Source organism: Actinomadura sp. GTD37 (assembly GCF_041951365.1).
Lineage (GTDB): Bacteria > Actinomycetota > Actinomycetes > Streptosporangiales > Streptosporangiaceae > Spirillospora.
Genome location: NZ_JBGNUS010000008.1, coordinates 37272 through 56661, shown reverse-complemented (window position 1 = coordinate 56661; position 19390 = coordinate 37272). Strand labels below are relative to the sequence as shown.

The window sequence follows — 19390 nt, the reverse complement described above, 5'->3', positions numbered from 1 at the left end:
CGCACTCTACTGCAAACGTCTCAGTGCGTGGGCTTCCGTCTCACGATCCGGGCAGGAGCCCGCAATCCCCGCACATCCCGCCGCCGGGCGCACGGTAGTACAGGCAGCAGCTCTTCCGGACGAACCCGTCCGCGCCGAAGCTCCCCGTCCCCGCCAGCGGCTCCCGTCCGAGCAGCTCGCGCACCAGCGCGACCCGCCGCGGATCGGGCGCCCCCACGTTCAGGCTCCCCGCCAGCGCGGACGCCGCGTTCCCCCAGACCAGCCCTGCCGCGAGGCCCACGACCTCCGACATCGCCTCCCGCAGGGGCCGCAGATGGCCGTCCACCACCACGGCATGAGCGATCGAGGCGGCCTCCGCGGCGCCCTCGGCGCGCCAGCCGCGCGGTTCCGCGACCGCCAGCACGATCGGCTCCCCCGGCGCCCACCGCCACCGCAGCCCGCTCAGGTCCGGGACGACCCCGGCCGCCGCCGCGGCGACGACCGGCGACCACAGCCGGGCCGCGAGCCCCTGGAACACCAGCGACCCGGCGACCCGCCGCTCCGCCGTCCCGAGCCGTTCCGCGTAGTCGGCGGTGAGCGCCCGCAACCGCTCGACGTCCCCGCCGAACGGCGGCCACGGGCCCTCGCCGAGCTCGGTGCGGATCTCGAAATAGGCCCCGGTCCGCCCGACGTCCCGCAGAACCCCGACGACCTCGGCGGACGCGACATCGAGCGGCATGGGTGCTCCAGCGCCTGACGCCGGGCTGCTAGTCGGCTCTCCGGTCCAGGGCGGTCTGCAGGGCGCGGGCGGCCTCTTCTTCGGCTTCGTCGGCGGGAGTGTTGGTCCAGGTGTCGTTCATGGGATTGCTCCAGATCGCTGAGCTGTGGCGGGAGGGCCGCCGGGGGCGCGTGGTCCACGCGGTCCGGCTCGGATCGGACTGACGGCCAGGCAGGCCCCCGCAGCGGGTGCCGGCCTGCCGATGATCAGGCCCCGCTGCGGCAGCGAAGGATTACTACGAAGCGCCGCATGACTACCTGCGAGAATACCTCCGCTCGGGCGGCGATGTCCCGACCCGTGGCAGGGGTTCTCACGATGTGAGACAGATGGCAAACGCCGCGGGCGGACGCCCCTGAGGCGCCCGCCCGCGGCGGAGAAGGACCGCTCAGCCTTCGAGGTCGACCCGGCGGCCCATGTCGGCGCCCACCTCGCGGGTGATGGCGTCGACGAGCTGCGGGGCGACGGCCGAGTCGACGGTCAGCGCGATGAGCGCCCTGCCGCCCTTGACGTCGCGGCCGACCTGCATGCCGGCGATGTTGACCTGCTCGTCGCCGAGCAGCTTGCCGACGGCGCCGACGATGCCGGGGCGGTCGACGTAGGAGAAGAACGCCATGTGCTCGGTCGGGACGAGCTCCATGTTGTAGCCGTTGATCTCGATGATCCGCTCGGCGTGCTTGGGGCCGGTGAGGGTGCCGGAGACGGAGACCACGGCGCCGTCGGCCATGGTGCCGCGCACCTGCACGACGTTGCGCCAGTCGGGGCTGTCCTCGGAGGTGGTGAGGGTGACCTCGACGCCCCGGTCGCGCGCGAGGAGCGGCGCGTTGACGAACGTCACGGTCTCCTCGATGACGTCCACGAAGACGCCCTTGAGGGCGGCGAGTTCGAGGACCTTCACGTCGTGCTCGGCGATCTCGCCGCGGACGACGACGTCGAGGCGGACGGGGACGCCGCCGGCGAGGGCGGTGAAGATGCGGCCGAGCTTCTCGGCGAGCGGCAGGCCGGGCTTGACGTCCTCGGCGACCGCGCCGCCCTGCACGTTGACGGCGTCCGGGACGAACTCCCCGGACAGGGCGAGCTTCACCGAGCGGGCGACCTGCGTGCCGGCCTTCTCCTGCGCCTCGTGGGTGCTGGCGCCGAGGTGCGGGGTGACGACGACGTTGTCGTGGTGGAACAGCGGGCTCTCGGTGCACGGCTCGGTGCTGAACACGTCGATGCCGGCGCCGGCGACCCGGCCGTCCTTGATCGCGAGGTCGAGGGCGGCCTCGTCCACGATCCCGCCGCGGGCGGCGTTCACGATGCGGACGGACGGCTTGACCTGGTGCAGCTCGCGGTCGCCGATGAGGCCGAGGGTCTCGGGCGTCTTCGGCAGGTGGACGGTCATGAAGTCGCTCTCGCGGAGCAGCTCGTCCAGCGTGACGAGCTTCACGCCGAGCTGCGCGGCGCGGGCGGCCTGCACGTAGGGGTCGAACGCGATCACGTTCATGTCGAAGGCGGCGAGGCGCTGCGCGACGAGGACGCCGATGCGGCCGAGGCCGAGGACGCCGACGGTCTTGCCCTGGAGCTCGACGCCGGTGTACTTGGAGCGCTTCCACTCGCCCTGCTTGAGCGAGGAGTGCCCCTGCGGGACGTTGCGCGCGGTCGCGAGGAGCAGCGCGATCGCGTGCTCGGCGGCGGTGACGATGTTGGACGTGGGCGCGTTGACGACCATGACGCCGGCCTTGGTGGCGGCCTCCACGTCGACGTTGTCGAGGCCGACGCCGGCGCGGGCGACGACCCGCAGCTTCTTGGCGTGCTGGAACACCTCGGCGGTGACCTTGGTGGCGCTCCGCACGATCAGGGCGTCGACGTCGGCGACGGCCGGGAGCAGCCGCTCGCGGTCGGCGCCGTCGACGTGCCGGACGTCGAAGTCGGTCTCCAGCACGGCGATGCCGGCCGGGGAGAGTTCTTCTGCGACGAGGACGACGGGCTTGCTCAAGAGGAAACAGTCCTTCGGGAAAGTGAGTGGTCGTGTGCTGGCAGGTGAAGTCGCGAGTCACCTCGTCGTGGCCCTCGCCCCCGGCAGCGAGTCTATAACCCGCGGGCGGCGGCGGTTCCCGACAGGGAAAGACTCACTGGTAACTACCCGTCCGGACGGGTTCGCCCTGGTCTGTCAGGCCGCGTTCGGTTCCGGCACGGCGGCGAGCACGGACGCCACCCGCTCGGCGTCCCCGATGTGGACGTGCGGGACGTCCACGAACACCCGCAGCGGCCCCGCCGGCAGCCCCAGCTCCTCGGCGACCCGCAGCTGCACCTCGCGCAGCGGGATGTACATCAGGTAGCCGCGGTGGACGTTCTGCGACCGGAACATCGCGGTCATGGTCAGCCGGTAGCCGCGGATGCGGAACGACAGCGCGGTCAGGGCCGGCAGCCCGTCGGCCGGCTCGCCCGGGATCGTCAGCGAGATCCACGCGCTGGTCGTCCACGGCCTGGCGCGCAGCAGGTCCACCACCCAGCGGATCTGGTCGTGCCCGTCCAGGTCGTGGAGCCGCGGCCAGTACCGACCGCGGACGGCGCGGCGGGTGCGCTCCTGGGCCCGCCGGACCAGCCGCGCCCGGTCGCCGTACTCGCGGAGGATCGGGTCCTCCCAGCTCAGCGAGGCGACCTCGAACAGCAGCGGGGGCCCCTCGATGATGGGCCCGCCGTCCTCCAGCCCGGCCTCCCCGGCCGCCCACACGTGCCGGAGCACGCCGATCCACGCCTGGCCGCACGTCTCCCAGCGCCGGACGTCCTTGTCTTCTCGCGCCGGCATGTCATGACTCCGCACCGATATTCAACGAATTGCCTACCCGCGGGATTGCCGCGCCCGCGGGGAATTCCGCGTCGTCCCCGGCCGGTGACATACCGTCGCCCTGGATCACCTTCACACCGCTCATGCACTCCGCCTCAAGGCCCGATCCGGCGGCGGTCACGTGAGTGTTCGCGCAGGTCCACCCCGCACCGGCCGCGGCCGTCACGGCTTTCTTCAAGTATCAGGCAAAGTACCCAGAAACGATAGGGATATTTATCCGAACGGTACCTTCACCGGCATTCTGACCGTGATCTCACCCATAGGTCACTGGACAATCTGTCCAAACGATCGCGATTTGCCTCACCAAGGGTCGGGGACGTCCCGGTGCAGCACGATGTACCCGTCCCGCCGGAAGACCTGCCGGTACCCGGCGGCCTCCAGTTCGCCGACGCGCCGCCGCTGCTCGGCGACCGACGAGAACGGGAACTCCAGCCGCCCGACGTAGGCGACCACCCAGGGGGCGCCGCGCGACCGCTCGTCCCACAGCAGCACGCGGGTGCGGGACGTCAGCGCGGGCCCGACGCCGTTGGCCGCCTCGACGAGCGCGCCGTCCGGGATCGCCGCCGCCGCCGCGGACGCGGCGCGGGCCCGTTCGTTCTGCCGCCACAGCGCCGGATCGGCCAGGTGCCGGTAGGCGAAGAGCGGCACGCAGACGAGCGTGGCGGCCAGCACCGCGGCCATCGGCGGGAGGGGCGCGGCCCGCCGCGCCGCCCGCAGCCGCCCGCGCAGCCGCCCGCGCAGCCGCGCCGCGCCGTCCACCGCCGCGAGGACGAGCACGGCGATGATGAACGCGTTGTAGTGGTAGTGGGGCTCCCACCAGTTGCCGAAGCGGCTCGCGAGCATCCGCTCGGCGAGCAGCGGCACGGCGGCGAGGGTCAGCGGGGACGCCAGCGGCAGCAGGAGCAGCGGGAGGACGACCAGCGCCATCGTCACGACCTTCTGCGGCGGGTCGACGAGCACGGTCGCGACGTCCCACGGGTGGGTGAGGGCGTGGACGGCGGCGTGCGGGACGTCCGGGCCGAGCGCGCCGTAGGCCCAGTAGTAGCCGTTGTCGCCGCCGAACGCCGCGATGAGCACGCGGGAGCTGACCCAGGTGGCGACCAGGCCGACCACGACGTAGGCGAGGCCGGCCCGCCGGTCGCCGCGCGGCAGCAGGTCGCGCGGCCTCCGCCGCTCGCCGTCCTGCTCGTCCGGCCGGGTGAGCAGGTAGAGGCCGAAGCCGGCGAGCAGGAGCCCCATGTCCTCCTTGACCAGCAGCAGCGCGAACGCCGCCACCGCCGCCTGGACGCGCCGCCCGGCGTCGTGCCGCTCGACCAGCAGCGCCGACAGCAGCGGGACGAACGCGACCTCGTGGAAGTCGAACGCGAGCGCCTCGGCGATCGGCCAGGACAGCGCGTACGCGCCCGCCGCGCAGTACGCGGCGCGGGGGCCGAGCCGGCGTTCGGCGTACCGCGCGATCGGCCAGATCGCGAGGGCGAGCAGCACGGCCTGCGCGACGAGGAGCGTCTCGGGGCCGTCGTGGATCCAGTAGAGCGGCGCGAGGACGGCCAGGACGGGCGAGAAGTGGTCGCCGAGGACGGAGAAGTGCGGCCCGAACCCGTTGTGGACGCCCTTCACCATGGCGACCGGCAGGTCGAAGCGGCTGTAGGAGCGGACCGCCTGGTCGAAGATCACCAGGTCGTAGCTGCCGGTCCGGAAGGCGCGCAGCCGCAGCAGCGCGTACGCCGCGTACAGCAGCGCGCTCGCCGCGATCAGCGCGGCGAGCAGCGCGCGGCGGCGCCGGGTGTCTCCCCCGGTACCGGCGGGGACCTCGCGAGCGGGCCCGTGCGCCACGACGACCTCGGCCACGCGCCGGACGCTACCACCGGTCCGGCGCGCGGCCGGTCTCCGCCCCGCGCGTTTCCCCCGCCGGAGCACCTCCCATGACCGCGGCTTTCCCCGCCCGCCCCCGTCAGCCCCCCGCGCGGCGGGTCATCGGGACCCGGGAGCGGGTGGACGCCCCGGCGACGAGCGCGACGAGGAGCGGGATCCCGAGGCCGACCGCGAGGAGCAGCGTCCACGGGACGTCGACGATCACGCCGTGGGCGGGGACGCCGTCCGGAACGTCGCCGGTGAGCGGGTGGGTCACCGCGATGCCGGGGACGAGGCCGCCCGCGATGCCGAGCCAGCAGCCGAGCGCGGCGATGAACGCGGCCCGGCCCATGGTCAGCATCCGGCGGGTGCCCGGCCGGGCGCCGACGGCGCCGAGCGTCGCGAGGTCGGGGCGCGCGTCGGCGGACGCCAGCCCGGTCGCGATGAGCGAGCCGCCGAGCGCGAGGGCGGCCGCGGCTCCGGCCAGCATCAGCGTGACCTTCCCGAACGAGTCGGTGAAGCCGCGCTCGACGTAGACGGACCCGTCCTCGCGGGTGAAGGCGTCCAGGGTCCGGTCCAGGCGCGCCCGCTCGGCCTCGGTGACGCGGTGGTCGGCGCGGTCGACGCCGAACGCCTCCGTCCGGACGGGCAGCCCGATCTTCGCGGCGGCCTCCGGCGGGACGATGGCCCGCACGTGCGGGTCCCCCGGCGCGGCGACGGCCGGCAGATCCCTGATCGTCCGGACCGTGTGCTCCTTGTCGTCCGCCCAGTAGAAGACCTTGGCCGTGGTCGTCCCGCCGGCCGGGGGCCGGGCGCGGAAGAGCACGACCTTGCCCGCGTCCAGCGCCGCCGCGACGGCGGGATCGTCGTGGCCGAGGACCATCCGGGCCTCGCGGGCGCCGCCGACCACGTTGTCCATGAGGTCGAAGGAGGCGTCGGCGTCGCGCTCGGCGGCGAACGTGACGGCGGGGCACCGCGCCCAGTCGTCGCCCGCGCACACCCCGTCCGGCCCCGGCAGGGCCTTCAGCGCGACGACGGGGACGCCGGGCAGGTCGCGCCGGACGGCGTCCCCGACCTCGTCCGCCCGGCCCAGCGGCGGCCGGACCAGCGCCGACCCCATGGGCAGCCGCGCCTGGTACTCGACCTGCTCCTGCCGGAAGTCGCTGGCGCCCCCGATGGCCAGCGCGGTGATCCCGGCGACGGCCGCCATGATCGCGGCGACCGCGGGCGCGGTGCGGGCCCGGTTGCGGGCGGCGTCCCGGACGGCCAGGCGCAGCGGCAGCGGGAGCGGCCGCGCGGCCCGCCCGGCCGCACCGGTGATCCACGGGCAGGCGAGCACGAGCCCGATGATGATCGCCGCCGCCCCGATCGCGGCGCCGAACTCGCGCCACTTCCGCACGCCCTCCAGGCACAGCGCCACGCCCGCGACGGCGAGCGCGCCGCCGAGGACCGGCCAGCCACGCCGGCCCCGGCCGGGCGGTTCGCGGCGCCCGGCGAGGGCGGCGACGACGTCCATCCGCGCGGCCTGCGCGGCGGGGACGAGCGCGGCCAGCAGCCCGCTGCCCGCGCCGACCAGCATGGTCACGCCGACGAGGAGCCACGGGACGGTCAGCGGCCCGAGCGGTGCGGCGCCCCGGGCCTCGGCGATCCCCTTGACCAGGGCGGCGCCGGCGATGCCGAGCGCGGCCCCGGCGACCGCGGCCGTCCCGCCGAGCAGCAGCCCGCTCGTCAGCACGACGGCGCGCAGGTGCCGGCCGGCCCCGCCGGACGCCGCGACGAGCGCGAGGTCGCGGCGGCGGCGCCGGACGTCCACCGCGAACGCCGGTCCGGCCAGCAGCACGACCTCCAGCACGACCATCGCGATGATCAGCGCCAGCACGGCGGTCTCCGCGCTGGACGCGCCGGACGCGCCGCCCGGACCGGCCGACCGGTCCCGGGCCGCCGTCGTGGCCTGCAGGACCGACATCATGACGACGACGCCGATCGGCAGCCCGATCATGCACAGCACGAGCGCCGTGCGGCCCTTGGCGCGCAGCGCGTCCTGCCGGGCGAGCCGGAACGCGAATCCGCAGCGGCTCACGGCGCCTCCTGGAGCAGGGTCTCGGGGGTGGAGCGGCCGGGGGTGGCGTCGACGAGGCGGCCGTCGCGCAGGAACACGACCCGGTCGGCCCAGGCGGCGTGCCGCGACTCGTGCGTGACCATCAGGCAGGACGCGCCCGCGTCGCAGCGGCCGCGCAGGACCCGCATGACGTCCTCGCCGGTGCGGCTGTCGAGCGCGCCGGTCGGCTCGTCGGCGAGGACGAGCCGGCGGTCGCCGACGAGCGCGCGGGCGATCGCGACGCGCTGCTGCTGGCCGCCGGACATCTCGTCGGGGAACCGGTCGGCCAGGTCGCCGACGCCCACCTCGTCCAGCGCGTGCCGCGCCTCGCGGCGGGCCTGGCGGGCGCGGACGCCGTCCAGTTCGCGCGGCATCATGACGTTCTCGGCGGCGGTGAGGCTGGGGATGAGGTTGAGGTCCTGGAAGACGTAGCCGACGGCGCGGCGGCGCAGCGCGGAGCGGCGGGCCCGGCTCAGCGCGCCGAGGTCGGCGCCGTCCACGACGACCTGCCCGGACGTGGGCGTGTCGAGCCCGCCGGCGAGCGTCAGCAGGGTCGACTTGCCGGAGCCGGACGGCCCCATCACCGCGACGAACTCGCCCGCCGCGACGTCCAGCGTGAGCCGCGAGAGGGCGTGCACGAGGGCGGGCCCGGAACCGTGGTCGCGGGAGACGTCCCGCATGGCCAGCACGGTCATCGGCGTGCCTCCTCGCCGGTCTGCGCGGGCCCCTCGGCGGGGGTTCCGGCGGGAGCCTCGGCGGCGGGCGGGGCGGCGGGCCCGGTGCGCACCGCGTACGACTCGCAGTGGTCCAGCCAGCGGACCTCGGCCTCGGCCTGGAAGATCATGGACTCCAGCACCAGCCGCCACGCGCGGTCCCCCGGCTCGGCGGGGACGGCGGGCGCGCCGGCCTTCAGCCGGGTGAGGTCCTGCAGCGTGCGCAGGGTCGCGGTGCGCTGGGACTGGACGACCGCGGCGACGTCCACCCCCGGCGTGGTGACGGCCATCGCCAGCTTGATCGCCAGCTCGTCGCGCGGGCGGTCGGCCCGGACGATCGGGGTGGCGAACCAGCGCCGGACGTCCTCGTCGCCCGCCGGGGTGATCCGGTAGACGAAGCGGCCCTCGTCGTCGGCGCCGACGCGGGTCACGAGCTCGTCGCGTTCGAGCCGGGAGAGGGTGGAGTAGACCTGCCCGATGTTGAGCGGCCAGGTGGCGCCGGTGGAGGACTCGAACTCGGCGCGCAGCTGGTAGCCGTAGCGGGGCCCCTGGGACAGCAGTGCCAGCAGGCCGTGACGGATCGACATGCCTACCAAGTATGCATACCGAGTATCCCTAGGGCAATACCGAGTATGCATCCGCGAGGACACACCGCCGGGATTTCACTGTGGGCGACGGGCCGGAGCCTTAACGTGACCGTTGTCCCCGGCCGATCAGGAGAGACCCGTGACCTCGGACCGCACCGCGACCTCGAACTGCCTCACCAGCGTCCTGCACGACGTGCTGCGCGTGTACGACCACCGCTACCTGGGCCTCGACCCCGGCCACCGCGAGCGGCTCGTGGAGGGCACCCGCCGCGTCATCGGCGAGGAGGGGCTGAGCGAGGCCGCCCGCGCCGCCATGCCCGCGTCCGTCCGGCTCCGGGCGTTCTGCATCCAGCACGGCCTGCGCGAGGAACTGGAGCGGCTGATCCGCGACGAGGTCGAGGGCAGCCCCGCGGGCGCCGTCGTGGTCGGCGGTCGGATCTACGCGATGTACCCCTACCTGCGCGGCGTCCCCCGGCAGGACGCCGACATCACCACCGAGGTCGGCGTCGAGCACCGGCTGGACGCGGTCGCCTGGCAGGGCCGCACGGTGCGCATCCGCGGCGTCGCCGCGCTCCAGCGGGTCGAGACCGACCACACCGCCGTGGACGTCATCCTCCGGGAGCGGACGTCCGGCAAGGAGCACGGCTTCCCCGCCGAGCCCCGCCCGGACGGCGCCCGCGGGTTCGAGGCCGTCGCCGACCCGGCCGCCGTGGAGCCCGGACGCTGGGACGTGCACGTGGCGGCGACCTCGCTCGGCGTCACCCGCGAGGCCCGCTTCGGCTCCGTCCGCGCCGAGGGCCTGCGGACCGGCCCGCAGCGGCGGACCGCCGGCCCGAAGGACGTCGCCGTCTACTTCACCAAGGGCGGCCACCTGGCGCTCTTCGTGGCCGAGAGCTCCGGCGGCGCCTCGCCGCTGACCCGGCTGCTGCGCCGGCTGCGCACCTGACGCGCCGGCCGGCCCGCCGAGACGCGGACCGGCGGCCGACGCGCGAGGGCGCGGGAGCGCACCCGCCCCCGCGCCCTATACGGACGACTCAGTCGTTCAGCCAGCTCATCATCGGGCGCAGCTCGGCGCCGGTCTTCTCGACCGGGTGACCGGCCAGCTCGTCCCGGTACTGCTGGAACTGCTTCTGGCCGCCCTCGAACTCGTCCACCAGCTCCTTGGCGTACTGCCCGGACTGGATCTCGCCGAGGATCTTCTTCATCGCGGCCTTGGTCTCCGGCGTGATCACGCGCGGGCCGCGGCTGTAGCCGCCGTACTCGGCGTTGTCGGACACCGACCAGTACATCTTGGAGATGCCGCCCTCGTAGATGAGGTCGATGATCAGCTTCAGCTCGTGCAGGACCTCGAAGTAGGCGACCTCCGGCTGGTAGCCGGCCTCGGTCAGCACCTCGAACCCGGTCTTGATCAGCTCGGAGACGCCGCCGCACAGCACGGCCTGCTCGCCGAACAGGTCGGTCTCGGTCTCCTCGGTGAAGGTCGTCTTGATGCCGCCCGCGCGCAGGCCGCCGATCGCCTTGGCGTACGACAGGGCCAGCGGCCAGGCGTTGCCGGAGGTGTCCTTCTCCACGGCCACGATCACCGGCACGCCGCGCCCGGCGACGAACTGGCGGCGCACGAGGTGCCCCGGGCCCTTCGGCGCGACCATCGCCACGTCCACGCCCTCCGGCGGCTGGACGAGGTCGTAGCGGATGCTGAAGCCGTGGCCGAAGAACAGCGCGTCGCCCTCGACGAGCGCCGGCTTGATGTCCTTCTCGAAGATCTCCCGGTGGTGGTGGTCCGGGGCCAGCAGCATGATGAGGTCGGCCTCCTCGGCCGCCTCCGCCGGGGTGACGACGCGCAGGCCCTCGGCCTCCGCCAGCTCCCGGCTGGCCGACCCCTCGCGGAGCCCGACCCGGACGTCCACGCCGGAGTCGCGCAGGGAGAGCGCGTGCGCGTGCCCCTGGCTGCCGTAGCCGATGATCGCCACGTGCCGGCCCTGGATCACGCTCAGGTCGGCGGCGTCGTCGTAGAACATCTCAGCCACAGTGCTGTCGCCTTTCGTTGTTAATACGTGTCACGTTGTCGAGGTGTCACGCGCTGTCATGAGACGGGTTCACGCGCTGCGCTCGATGGCCCGCAGCGAGCGGTCGGTGATGGACCGGGCGCCGCGGCCGATGGCCACCATGCCCGACTGCACCAGTTCCTTGATGCCGAACGGCTCCAGGACCCGGATGAAGGCGTCCAGCTTGTCGCGGTTGCCGGTCGCCTCGATGGTGACGGCGTCCGGCGCGACGTCCACCACCTTGGCACGGAACAGGTTCACGGTCTCCAGGACCTGCGACCGTGTCTCCGCGTCGGCGCGCACCTTCACCAGGACGAGCTCGCGCTGGACGGACGCCGTGGAGTCCAGCTCGACGATCTTCAGGACGTTGATCAGCTTGTTCAGCTGCTTGGTGACCTGTTCGAGGGGCAGGTCGGCGACGTTCACCACGATCGTCATCCGGGAGATGTCGGGGTGCTCGGTGGTGCCGACCGCCAGGGACTCGATGTTGAAGCCGCGCCGGGAGAACAGCGCCGCGACCCTGGCGAGTATGCCGGGCTTGTTCTCCACCAGCACCGAGAGGGTGTGCAGGCTCATCGGGGTCAGTCTCCGTTCTCCCACTCGGGCGCCATGTCCCTCGCGATCTTGATGTCGTCGTTGGTGGTGCCGGCCGCGACCATCGGCCAGACCATGGCGTCCTCGTGCACGACGAAGTCGATCACGACCGGCGCGTCGTTGATCTCCATGGCCTTGGCGATGACCTCGTCGACGTCCTCGGCCCTGTCGCAGCGCAGGCCGACACAACCGTACGCCTCGGCCAGCTTGACGAAGTCGGGGATCCGCTTCGCCGCGTGCTCGGCCTGGGGCCGGAGGCCGGTGTTGGAGTAGCGCTCGTTGTAGAAGAGCGTCTGCCACTGCCGGACCATGCCGAGGTTGCCGTTGTTGATGATCGCGACCTTCACCGGGATGCCCTCGATCGCGCAGGTCGCGAGCTCCTGGTTGGTCATCTGGAAGCAGCCGTCGCCGTCGATCGCCCAGACGGTGGTGTCCGGCGCGCCGGCCTTGGCGCCCATCGCCGCGGGGACGGCGTAGCCCATCGTCCCGGCGCCGCCGGAGTTCAGGAACGCGCCCGGCCGCTCGTACTTGATGAACTGCGCGGCCCACATCTGGTGCTGGCCGACGCCAGCGACGTAGTAGGCGTCCGGCCCGGCGATCCGCCCGATCCGCTCGATGACGTACTGCGGGGACAGCGAGCCGTCGCCCGGGGTGTCGTAGCCCAGCGGGTACGTGTCCCGCCAGGCGTCGAGCTGCCGCCACCAGTCGGTGTAGTCGCCCCGGTTGCCCTGCTCGTGCTCGTTCTGCACGGCGACGATCAGGTCGGCGATGACCTCGCGGGCGTCCCCGACGATCGGGACGTCGGCGTGCCGGTTCTTGGAGATCTCCGCCGGGTCGATGTCGGCGTGCACGACCTTGGCGTGCGGCGCGAACCCGTCCAGCTTGCCGGTGACCCGGTCGTCGAACCGGGCGCCGAGGGTGACCAGCAGGTCGGCGCGCTGCAACGCGCCGACCGCGCCGACGCTCCCGTGCATGCCCGGCATGCCCATGTGCAGCGGGTGGCTGTCGGGCAGCGCGCCCTTGGCCATCAGCGTGGTGACGACGGGCGCGCCGGTCAGCTCGGCGAGGACCTTCAGCTCCGCGGACGCGCCGGCCTTCAGCACGCCGCCGCCGACGTACAGCACCGGGCGCTCGGCGGCCGCGATCAGCCGGGCCGCCTCGCGGACCTGCTTGGAGTGCGGCCGGGTCACGGGCCGGTAGCCGGGCAGCTGGAGCTGGACGGGCCACTCGAAGCCGACGGTCGCCTGGAGGGCGTCCTTGGCGATGTCGACCAGGACGGGGCCGGGGCGCCCGGTGCCCGCGATGTGGAACGCCTCGGCGATCGTCCGGCCGATGTCGGCGGCCTCGGTGACCAGGAAGTTGTGCTTGGTGATCGGCATCGTGATGCCGGCGATGTCGGCCTCCTGGAAGCCGTCCGTCCCGATGAGGGAGGACGCGACCTGGCCGGTGATCGCCACGATGGGCACCGAGTCCATGTAGGCGTCGGAGATCGCCGTGACGAGGTTGGTCGCGCCGGGCCCGCTCGTGGCCATGCAGACGCCCACCTTGCCTGTCACCATCGCGTAGCCCTGGGCGGCGTGACCGGCGCCCTGCTCGTGCCGGACGAGGATGTGGCGCAGCTTCTTGGAGTCGAACAGCGGGTCGTACGCCGGGAGGATCGCGCCACCCGGAATGCCGAACACGGTGTCGACGCCGACGTTCTCCAGGGCGCGGACCAGCGCCTGGGCTCCCGTCATCTGTTCGGTCGTCATGATTCTGCGGTTCCTTGGGGAGTGTGTCTTGGCTCGCCGGGCAACAAAAAACCCCCGCCGCCGTGGAGCGGTCGAGGGGAGGCGCGCAGGACGAGAAGCTTGGTCAGCCCGCGCGCCGGCCAAGTACTACGAGGATGGTGGAAGTGCTCTGCACGGGCCTACTTTCGCCGATGTCCGGCCCCCGGTCAAATCCGTGGACACTAATTCTCAGCATCTGAGACAGCTGTGCTGCGGCGCACCCGGCGCGGATCAGCCCGGAAGGGGCAGCGCGACGTCGCCGGGGCGGTTCCGCGCGCCGAGATTCGTCCGCACCAGCGACTCGACCCGCCCGGCCGCCATCGGCCGCGCCACGAGGAAGCCCTGGCCGCGCGGGCAGCCCATCTCGCGCAGCAGCTCCAGCTGCTCGGGCCGCTCGATGCCCTCCGCGACCACGGTCAGCCCGAGGTCGCTGCCGAGCCGCACGATCGTGCGGGTGAGCAGCGTCAGCGTCTCGTCCGAGCCCAGCCCCGCCACGAACGACGGGTCGATCTTGATGATGTCGACCGGGAGCTGACCGAGGTAGGCCAGCGAGGCGTACCCGGTGCCGAAGTCGTCGATCGCGAGCCGGACGCCGAGGTCGCGCAGCTCCGACAGCCGCGCCACGTTCTGCCCGGCGTCCTCGACCAGGACCTCCTCGCGGACCTCCAGGGTGAGCGCGCTCGGCGCCAGCCCGGTCTCCTCCAGCACCGCCGCGACCGACTCGGTGAACCGGGGCGCGGCGATCTGCCGGGCGGTGAAGTTCACCGACAGGCCGACGTCCCAGGAGTCGCGGCGCCAGCGGGCGACCTCGCGGCACGCCTCCCGCAGCACCCACTCGCCGAGCGGGACCATCAGGCCGGACTCCTCCGCCGGGCCGATGAACTCCTCCGGCGGCACCGCCTCGCTCCCCCGCCACCAGCGCAGCAGCGCCTCCACCCCGGTCACCCGGGACGTGCCGAGGTCCACCACCGGCTGGAACTCGACCGCGAACTGCTCCTCGGCGAGCGCGGTCTGCAGGTCGCTGCCGAGCTCCAGCCGCCGGACGACGTCGGCGTGCATGTGCGGCGCGTACACCTCGACGCGCCCGCCGCCCGCCTCCTTGGCGCGGGCCATCGCGAGGTCGCCGTTGCGCAGCAGGTCGGCGGCGGTGCGGCGGATCCTGCGGCCCGCGTCCGAGCCGTCGCCCGCGGCGCCGGGCTCCTCCTCGTCCCCGGCGAACGCGATGCCGACGCTCGCGGTCAGCACGATGTGCTTGTCGCCGACCTGGTATGGGTCGACCGAAAGTACGCGCAGGAGCCGTCCGGCGAGCTCCACTGTGGCGCGTGTCTCACCGTCGTCCGGCGGCAGCTGCACGAGGACGGCGAACTCGTCGCCGCCCCAGCGCGCCACCGTGTCGTCCGACAGGACGTTCGCGCGCAGCCGCCGGGCCGCCTGCGCGAGGACCTGGTCCCCGGCCGCGTGGCCCTCCGAGTCGTTCACGGCGGTGAACCCGTCGAGGTCGACGAACACGACCGCCACCTTGCCGCCGGACGGCTGCCGGGACAGCACCTCCCGCGTCCGCTCCTCGAAGTAGGACCGGTTCGGCAGGCCCGTCAGCCCGTCGTGGAACGTCAGGTGCGCGACCTGCCGCTGCAGCGCCGCCTGCTCGCTGAGGTCCCGCGTCGTGACCAGCAGCCGCGCCGGCGTCCCGTCCGCGCCGCTGTACCGCGAGATCGTCGACTCGGTCGGCAGCCACGTGCCGTCGGCCGCCCGCACCCGGCACGACACCCGCAGCACGTCGTCGGGGCCGCCGAGGTCGGCCTGCTCGTCCAGGAACTCGGTGAACACCGCCTGGAGGTGCGGCACGTCCTCCGGGTGGACGAGCTCGTTCAGGGGCCGTCCGAGCAGCTCGTCGGACGTGTAGTGGTACATGCGCAGGGCGCCCGCGCTGGCGTACCGGACGGTGGCGTCCAGGTCGCAGATGAGGACCGCGTCGTTGATGCTCTCCGACAGCGTCCGGAAGTGCTCCTCGCCGGTGTCGACCGCCCGGCGCAGCGCGTCGTTCTCCCGCAGCAGCCCGGCGAGGCGCGCGATCAGCACCAGCGCGGCCGAGCCCGCGGCGATCGACACGCCGGGCTCCAGGCCGTTCTGCCCGGTGACGGAGTGGCCCGCGATGAACAGCGCCGCCGCGGCGGCGATCGCGGCGGGCGCGATGCCCGGCCCGAGCATGCGGCCGCACTCCTCGCCGTCGATCTCGACGCCCGCCGGGATGTCGTCGACGGGCAGGTCCGGCTCGGCGGCCGGGCCCGTCCACGGCACCAGCAGCAGGAGCAGCAGCCCGGCGAGGCGCAGGATGTCGGACGGGTCGTCGGCCGGCCCGCCGCCGTCCAGCCGGACGAGGGTCGTCACGACGTCGGCGACCGCGATGGCCGTCAGCGCGCCGTACCCCATCCAGGCGAGCCGGCGGTGCCCGCGCGCGGCGCCGAGGACGAACGGCAGCGCGCCGCAGACGAACACGATGTCGATCAGCGGGTACAGCAGTTCCAGCACGAACTGCGACGGCGACTCCCCCGACCGGTGGTACAGCGTGCCGAACAGCGCGACCCAGCCGAGGACGAACAGCGCGCAGGCGCAGACGTAGGTGTCGGCGACGTAGCGCAGCCACGTGCCGGCGTCGCGCGGCAGCCGGACGGGCACGACGAGACCGGTGCCCAGCGCGACCAGCGCGACCAGGTAGAACAGGTCGGGCACCGACAGGGACAGGGCGCTGCGGCCGGCGCCGTCCGCCAGCGCGCTGCCGACCGCGCCCGCGAACCAGGACGCGGCGGCAATGCCGTACCAGCGCCGCGACGCCCGCCAGATCCCGCCCGGGGCGCCCGGCTCCGCCGGCGCGCCGTCCGGCCGCCGGGACGACAGCAGCAGGGAGATGGCCGCGGCACCCGCGGCACCCGCCTCCGCCCAGGCGATGAAGGCCCGGCCGCCCCAGCCGAGCAGCGAACCGGTGGCGTAGAGCAGGCCGACGACCGCGGCCATGGCGACCGGCAGCGCACGCGGCGGTATCCGCCTGGCGTAGTCGCCGCTCATCGCGCCGTGTCCCTTCCTGCCCCCGGGTGGAGCTGATCGGCCCCCGCGGACGGCGACGCCGCACGCCGGGGGAGAGTGGGTCCACGACCCTCGCCGCTCGTACAACGGCCGGAAGGTCACGGATCGTGCCCCGCGCAGGGTCGGCGCAGTGCGGTGGCGAGCGAACCGGCCTGCCTGGGGGGAGCCTGCCTGCCGGAGCCGCCCGCCTGGGATCAGCGACGTTGCTGCACTACGGGATCACCGTGTCGCTCACTGTACGTTCGGTAGGTCACGGAGCGATTGAGGCTGGGCGTCCTCCCGGCGACAAACGACCTCGTCGCGTACCACTTTGGGACGTCCGAAAGCCGATCGTCACGGAATCGGAGTCTTGCCCCGGCATGACGCTCGGTGACGGGGAACGACCTGCCCGCCGGATCCGTACTACCTACGGGAGGCGTTCATGCGACTGCACACGATCGTCCTGGTCTCGGCCGCCGTGGTCCTCGCGGGCTGCTCGTCCTCGCCGTCCGATGGGGACGGCGGGGACGGCGGGGACGGCGGGGACGGCGAGAGCGGGCGCACGCCGCCGCTCTCGTCCAGCCCGTCCGCCGGGACGGACGGGAAGCCGCGCACGGTGGCGGCGGGGCTGGAGGTGCCGTGGGCGGTGGCGTTCCTGCCCGGCGGCGACGCCCTGGTCACCGAACGCGACTCGGCCCGCCTCGTGCGGGTCGCGCCGTCGGGGAGGACGACGACCGCCGGCACGGTGCCCGGCGTGCAGCCGCAGGGCGAGGGCGGGCTACTCGGCGTAGCGGTGTCCCCGTCGTACTCGACCGACCACCTGATCTACCTGTACTACACGGCCGCGTCGGACAACCGTGTCGTCCGCGCCACCTATGACGGGCGCCTCGGCACACCCGAGCCGATCGTCACCGGCATCCCGAAGGGCCCGAACCACAACGGCGGGCGGCTGGCGTTCGGCCCCGACAAGATGCTCTACATCGCGACCGGCGAGACCGGCGACGGCCCCCTCGCCCAGGACCGGAACTCCCTCGGCGGCAAGATCCTGCGCGTCACCGCCGGCGGGGAGCCCGCCCCCGGCAACCCCTTCGGCAACCGCGTCTGGACGTACGGGCACCGCAACGTCCAGGGCCTCGCCTGGGACGGCGAGGGCCGCCTCTACGCCACGGAGTTCGGGCAGAACCGCTTCGACGAGATCAACCTGATCCGGAAGGGCGGGAACTACGGCTGGCCCGAGGTCGAGGGCGACGAGGACGGCGGCGACGGCTTCACGAAACCGCTGCTGACGTGGACGACGGACGAGGCGTCGCCGTCCGGCCTCGCCTTCGCGGACGGCTCCCTGTGGGCCGCCGCCCTGCGCGGCGAACGCCTCTGGCAGGTGCCCTTGCGCAACGGCAAGGCGGGCCGTCCGGTCGCGCGCTTCGAGGACGACTTCGGGCGCCTGCGCGCCGTCTCCGAGGCCCCGGACGGCTCCCTGTGGCTGACGACCAGCAACCGCGACGGCCGCGGCGACCCGGCGTCCGACGACGACCGCGTCCTGCGCGTGCCGCTCGGCTGACCGCCGTCCCGCGGCCGGGCCGCGGGACGGCGTGCGCCGCGGGTCAGGACGCGCCGAGCTTCTCCAGGATCAGCTCGCGCGCCCGCCCGGCGTCGGCCTGCCCGCGGGTCGCCTTCATCACGGCGCCGACGAGGGCGCCGGCGGCGGCGGCCTTCCCGGCCCGGATCTTGTCGGCCACGTCCGCGTTGTCGGCGATCACCTGGTCGACGACCGAGGACAGCTCGCCCTCGTCGCTGACGACCTTCAGGCCCCGCTTCGCGACGACCTCGTCCGGCGTGCCCTCGCCCGCGAGGACGCCCTCGAACACCTTGCGGGCCAGCTTGTCGTTCAGCTCCCCGGCCGTGATCATCGCCTGCACCCGGGCGACCTGCTCCGGCGTGATCGGCAGGTCCGCCAGCTCGACGCCCTGCTCGGTGGCGCGCCGCGACAGCTCGTTCATCCACCACTTGCGCGCCGCGGCGGCGTCGCTGCCCTGCGCGACCGTCGCCTCGATGAGGTCGACGGCGCCGGCGTTGACGACGTCCCGAAGTTCCAGGTCGGACAGGCTCCACTCGCCCTGGATGCGGCGGCGGCGCGCCGCCGGAAGCTCCGGCAGCGAGGCGCGCAGCTCCTCGACCCACTCCCGCGCCGGCGCCATCGGGACGAGGTCGGGCTCGGGGAAGTACCGGTAGTCCTGCGCCTCCTCCTTGCTGCGCCCGCTGGTCGTGCGGCCGGTCTCCTCGTGGAAGTGGCGGGTCTCCTGGATCACGCGGCCGCCGGCGTCCAGCACCCCGGCCTGCCGCTCGATCTCCGACCGGACGGCCCGCTCCACCGACCGCAGCGAGTTGACGTTCTTGGTCTCCGTCCGGGTGCCCCACTCGTGCGCGCCGCGCGGCATGAGCGACACGTTCACGTCGCAGCGCATCGAGCCCTGCTCCATGCGGACGTCCGACACGCCGAGCGACCGGACCAGCTCCCGCAGCTCCGTCGCGTACGCCCGCGCCACGAGCGGCGCGCGGTCGCCGGTCGCCGGGATCGGCTTGGTGACGATCTCCACCAGCGGGATGCCGGCCCGGTTGTAGTCGACCAGCGAGTACTCCGCCCCGTGGATGCGTCCCGTCGAGCCGCCCACGTGCAGCGACTTGCCGGTGTCCTCCTCCATGTGGACGCGCTCGATCTCGATCCGGTACGTCTCGCCCTCGACCTCGACCTCGAGGTGGCCGTCCACGCAGAGCGGCTCGTCGTACTGCGAGATCTGGAAGTTCTTCGGCATGTCCGGATAGAAGTAGTTCTTCCGGGCGAACCGGCACCACTCCACGATGTCGCAGTTCAGCGCCAGGCCGATCTTGATGATGCCCTCGATCGCCGCGTGGTTGGTCACCGGCAGCGCCCCCGGCAGCCCGAGGCACACCGGGCACACCTGCGTGTTCGGCTCCGCCCCGAAACCGGTCGGGCAGCCGCAGAACATCTTCGACGCGGTGCCCAGCTCGATGTGCGTCTCGATCCCGAGCACCGGCTCGAACCTGGCCAGCGCCTCGTCGTAGTCCATCAG

General features: G+C 73.5%; 14 protein-coding genes. 2 read left to right on the top strand and 12 right to left on the bottom strand.

All coding sequences use genetic code 11. The features are described from left to right. Positions 1-40 precede the first annotated feature (40 nt). From ACA511_RS32265 to ACA511_RS32235, 7 genes are all read right to left on the bottom strand, one after another. Positions 41-718: a (2Fe-2S)-binding protein gene (locus tag ACA511_RS32265; RefSeq protein WP_375028465.1), complete on the bottom strand. Its 678-nt coding sequence runs from the start codon at positions 716-718 to the stop codon at positions 41-43. 424 nt (positions 719-1142) lie between these two features. Then, entirely contained in the window at positions 1143-2732 is a 1590-nt protein-coding gene (gene serA, locus ACA511_RS32260; protein WP_375028464.1) for a phosphoglycerate dehydrogenase, read from the bottom strand. Between the two features lie 174 nt (positions 2733-2906). Next, entirely contained in the window at positions 2907-3545 is a 639-nt protein-coding gene (locus ACA511_RS32255) for a hypothetical protein (RefSeq protein ID WP_375028463.1), read from the bottom strand. Between the two features lie 339 nt (positions 3546-3884). Continuing rightward, positions 3885-5432, bottom strand: a complete 1548-nt coding sequence (locus tag ACA511_RS32250) for a DUF2079 domain-containing protein (RefSeq protein ID WP_375028462.1) — start codon at positions 5430-5432, stop codon at positions 3885-3887. 103 nt (positions 5433-5535) lie between these two features. Continuing rightward, entirely contained in the window at positions 5536-7515 is a 1980-nt protein-coding gene (locus ACA511_RS32245; RefSeq protein ID WP_375028461.1) for an FtsX-like permease family protein, read from the bottom strand. Further along, complete coding sequence (locus ACA511_RS32240) at positions 7512-8228, bottom strand: ABC transporter ATP-binding protein (RefSeq protein WP_375028460.1); 717 nt, start codon at positions 8226-8228, stop codon at positions 7512-7514. The genes ACA511_RS32245 and ACA511_RS32240 overlap by 4 nt, the downstream gene beginning before the upstream one ends. Beyond that, on the bottom strand, positions 8225-8833 hold the full coding sequence (locus ACA511_RS32235) for a PadR family transcriptional regulator (protein ID WP_375028459.1): 609 nt from the start codon (positions 8831-8833) through the stop codon (positions 8225-8227). Before ACA511_RS32235 ends, ACA511_RS32240 begins: the two co-directional genes overlap by 4 nt. A 139-nt stretch (positions 8834-8972) precedes the next feature. Here ACA511_RS32235 and ACA511_RS32230 point away from each other — a divergent pair, with 139 nt between their 5' ends. Then, positions 8973-9779: a hypothetical protein gene (locus ACA511_RS32230; protein WP_375028458.1), complete on the top strand. Its 807-nt coding sequence runs from the start codon at positions 8973-8975 to the stop codon at positions 9777-9779. A gap of 88 nt (positions 9780-9867) precedes the next feature. Here the strand turns inward: ACA511_RS32230 and ilvC are convergent, their stop codons facing one another. From ilvC to ACA511_RS32210, 4 genes are all read right to left on the bottom strand, one after another. Beyond that, entirely contained in the window at positions 9868-10851 is a 984-nt protein-coding gene (ilvC, locus tag ACA511_RS32225; protein WP_375028731.1) for a ketol-acid reductoisomerase, read from the bottom strand. A 78-nt stretch (positions 10852-10929) separates the two neighbouring features. After that, entirely contained in the window at positions 10930-11454 is a 525-nt protein-coding gene (gene ilvN, locus ACA511_RS32220; protein ID WP_375028457.1) for an acetolactate synthase small subunit, read from the bottom strand. A gap of 5 nt (positions 11455-11459) precedes the next feature. Then, on the bottom strand, positions 11460-13346 hold the full coding sequence (locus ACA511_RS32215; protein WP_375028456.1) for an acetolactate synthase large subunit: 1887 nt from the start codon (positions 13344-13346) through the stop codon (positions 11460-11462). A gap of 126 nt (positions 13347-13472) precedes the next feature. Beyond that, on the bottom strand, positions 13473-16304 hold the full coding sequence (locus ACA511_RS32210) for a putative bifunctional diguanylate cyclase/phosphodiesterase (RefSeq protein ID WP_375028455.1): 2832 nt from the start codon (positions 16302-16304) through the stop codon (positions 13473-13475). A 439-nt stretch (positions 16305-16743) separates the two neighbouring features. Here ACA511_RS32210 and ACA511_RS32205 point away from each other — a divergent pair, with 439 nt between their 5' ends. Continuing rightward, positions 16744-17859, top strand: coding sequence for a PQQ-dependent sugar dehydrogenase (locus ACA511_RS32205; RefSeq protein ID WP_375028454.1), 1116 nt, complete (start codon positions 16744-16746; stop codon positions 17857-17859). A 43-nt stretch (positions 17860-17902) separates the two neighbouring features. On the opposite strand, the gene gatB is transcribed toward ACA511_RS32205, so the two are convergent. Beyond that, on the bottom strand, positions 17903-19387 hold the full coding sequence (gene gatB, locus ACA511_RS32200) for an Asp-tRNA(Asn)/Glu-tRNA(Gln) amidotransferase subunit GatB (protein WP_375028730.1): 1485 nt from the start codon (positions 19385-19387) through the stop codon (positions 17903-17905). Between the last annotated feature and the right edge of the window lie 3 nt (positions 19388-19390).

Bases quoted from the DNA above. Each gene is read 5' to 3' on its own strand.
- ilvN (WP_375028457.1), bottom strand. From the start codon at position 11,454: ATGAGCCTGCACACCCTCTCGGTGCTGGTGGAGAACAAGCCCGGCATA.
- ACA511_RS32255 (WP_375028463.1), bottom strand. From the start codon at position 3,545: ATGCCGGCGCGAGAAGACAAGGACGTCCGGCGCTGGGAGACGTGCGGC.
- ACA511_RS32205 (WP_375028454.1), top strand. From the start codon at position 16,744: ATGCGACTGCACACGATCGTCCTGGTCTCGGCCGCCGTGGTCCTCGCG.
- ACA511_RS32265 (WP_375028465.1), bottom strand. From the start codon at position 718: ATGCCGCTCGATGTCGCGTCCGCCGAGGTCGTCGGGGTTCTGCGGGAC.
- ilvC (WP_375028731.1), bottom strand. From the start codon at position 10,851: ATGTTCTACGACGACGCCGCCGACCTGAGCGTGATCCAGGGCCGGCAC.
- ACA511_RS32240 (WP_375028460.1), bottom strand. From the start codon at position 8,228: ATGACCGTGCTGGCCATGCGGGACGTCTCCCGCGACCACGGTTCCGGG.
- ACA511_RS32235 (WP_375028459.1), bottom strand. From the start codon at position 8,833: ATGTCGATCCGTCACGGCCTGCTGGCACTGCTGTCCCAGGGGCCCCGC.
- gatB (WP_375028730.1), bottom strand. From the start codon at position 19,387: ATGGACTACGACGAGGCGCTGGCCAGGTTCGAGCCGGTGCTCGGGATC.
- ACA511_RS32210 (WP_375028455.1), bottom strand. From the start codon at position 16,304: ATGAGCGGCGACTACGCCAGGCGGATACCGCCGCGTGCGCTGCCGGTC.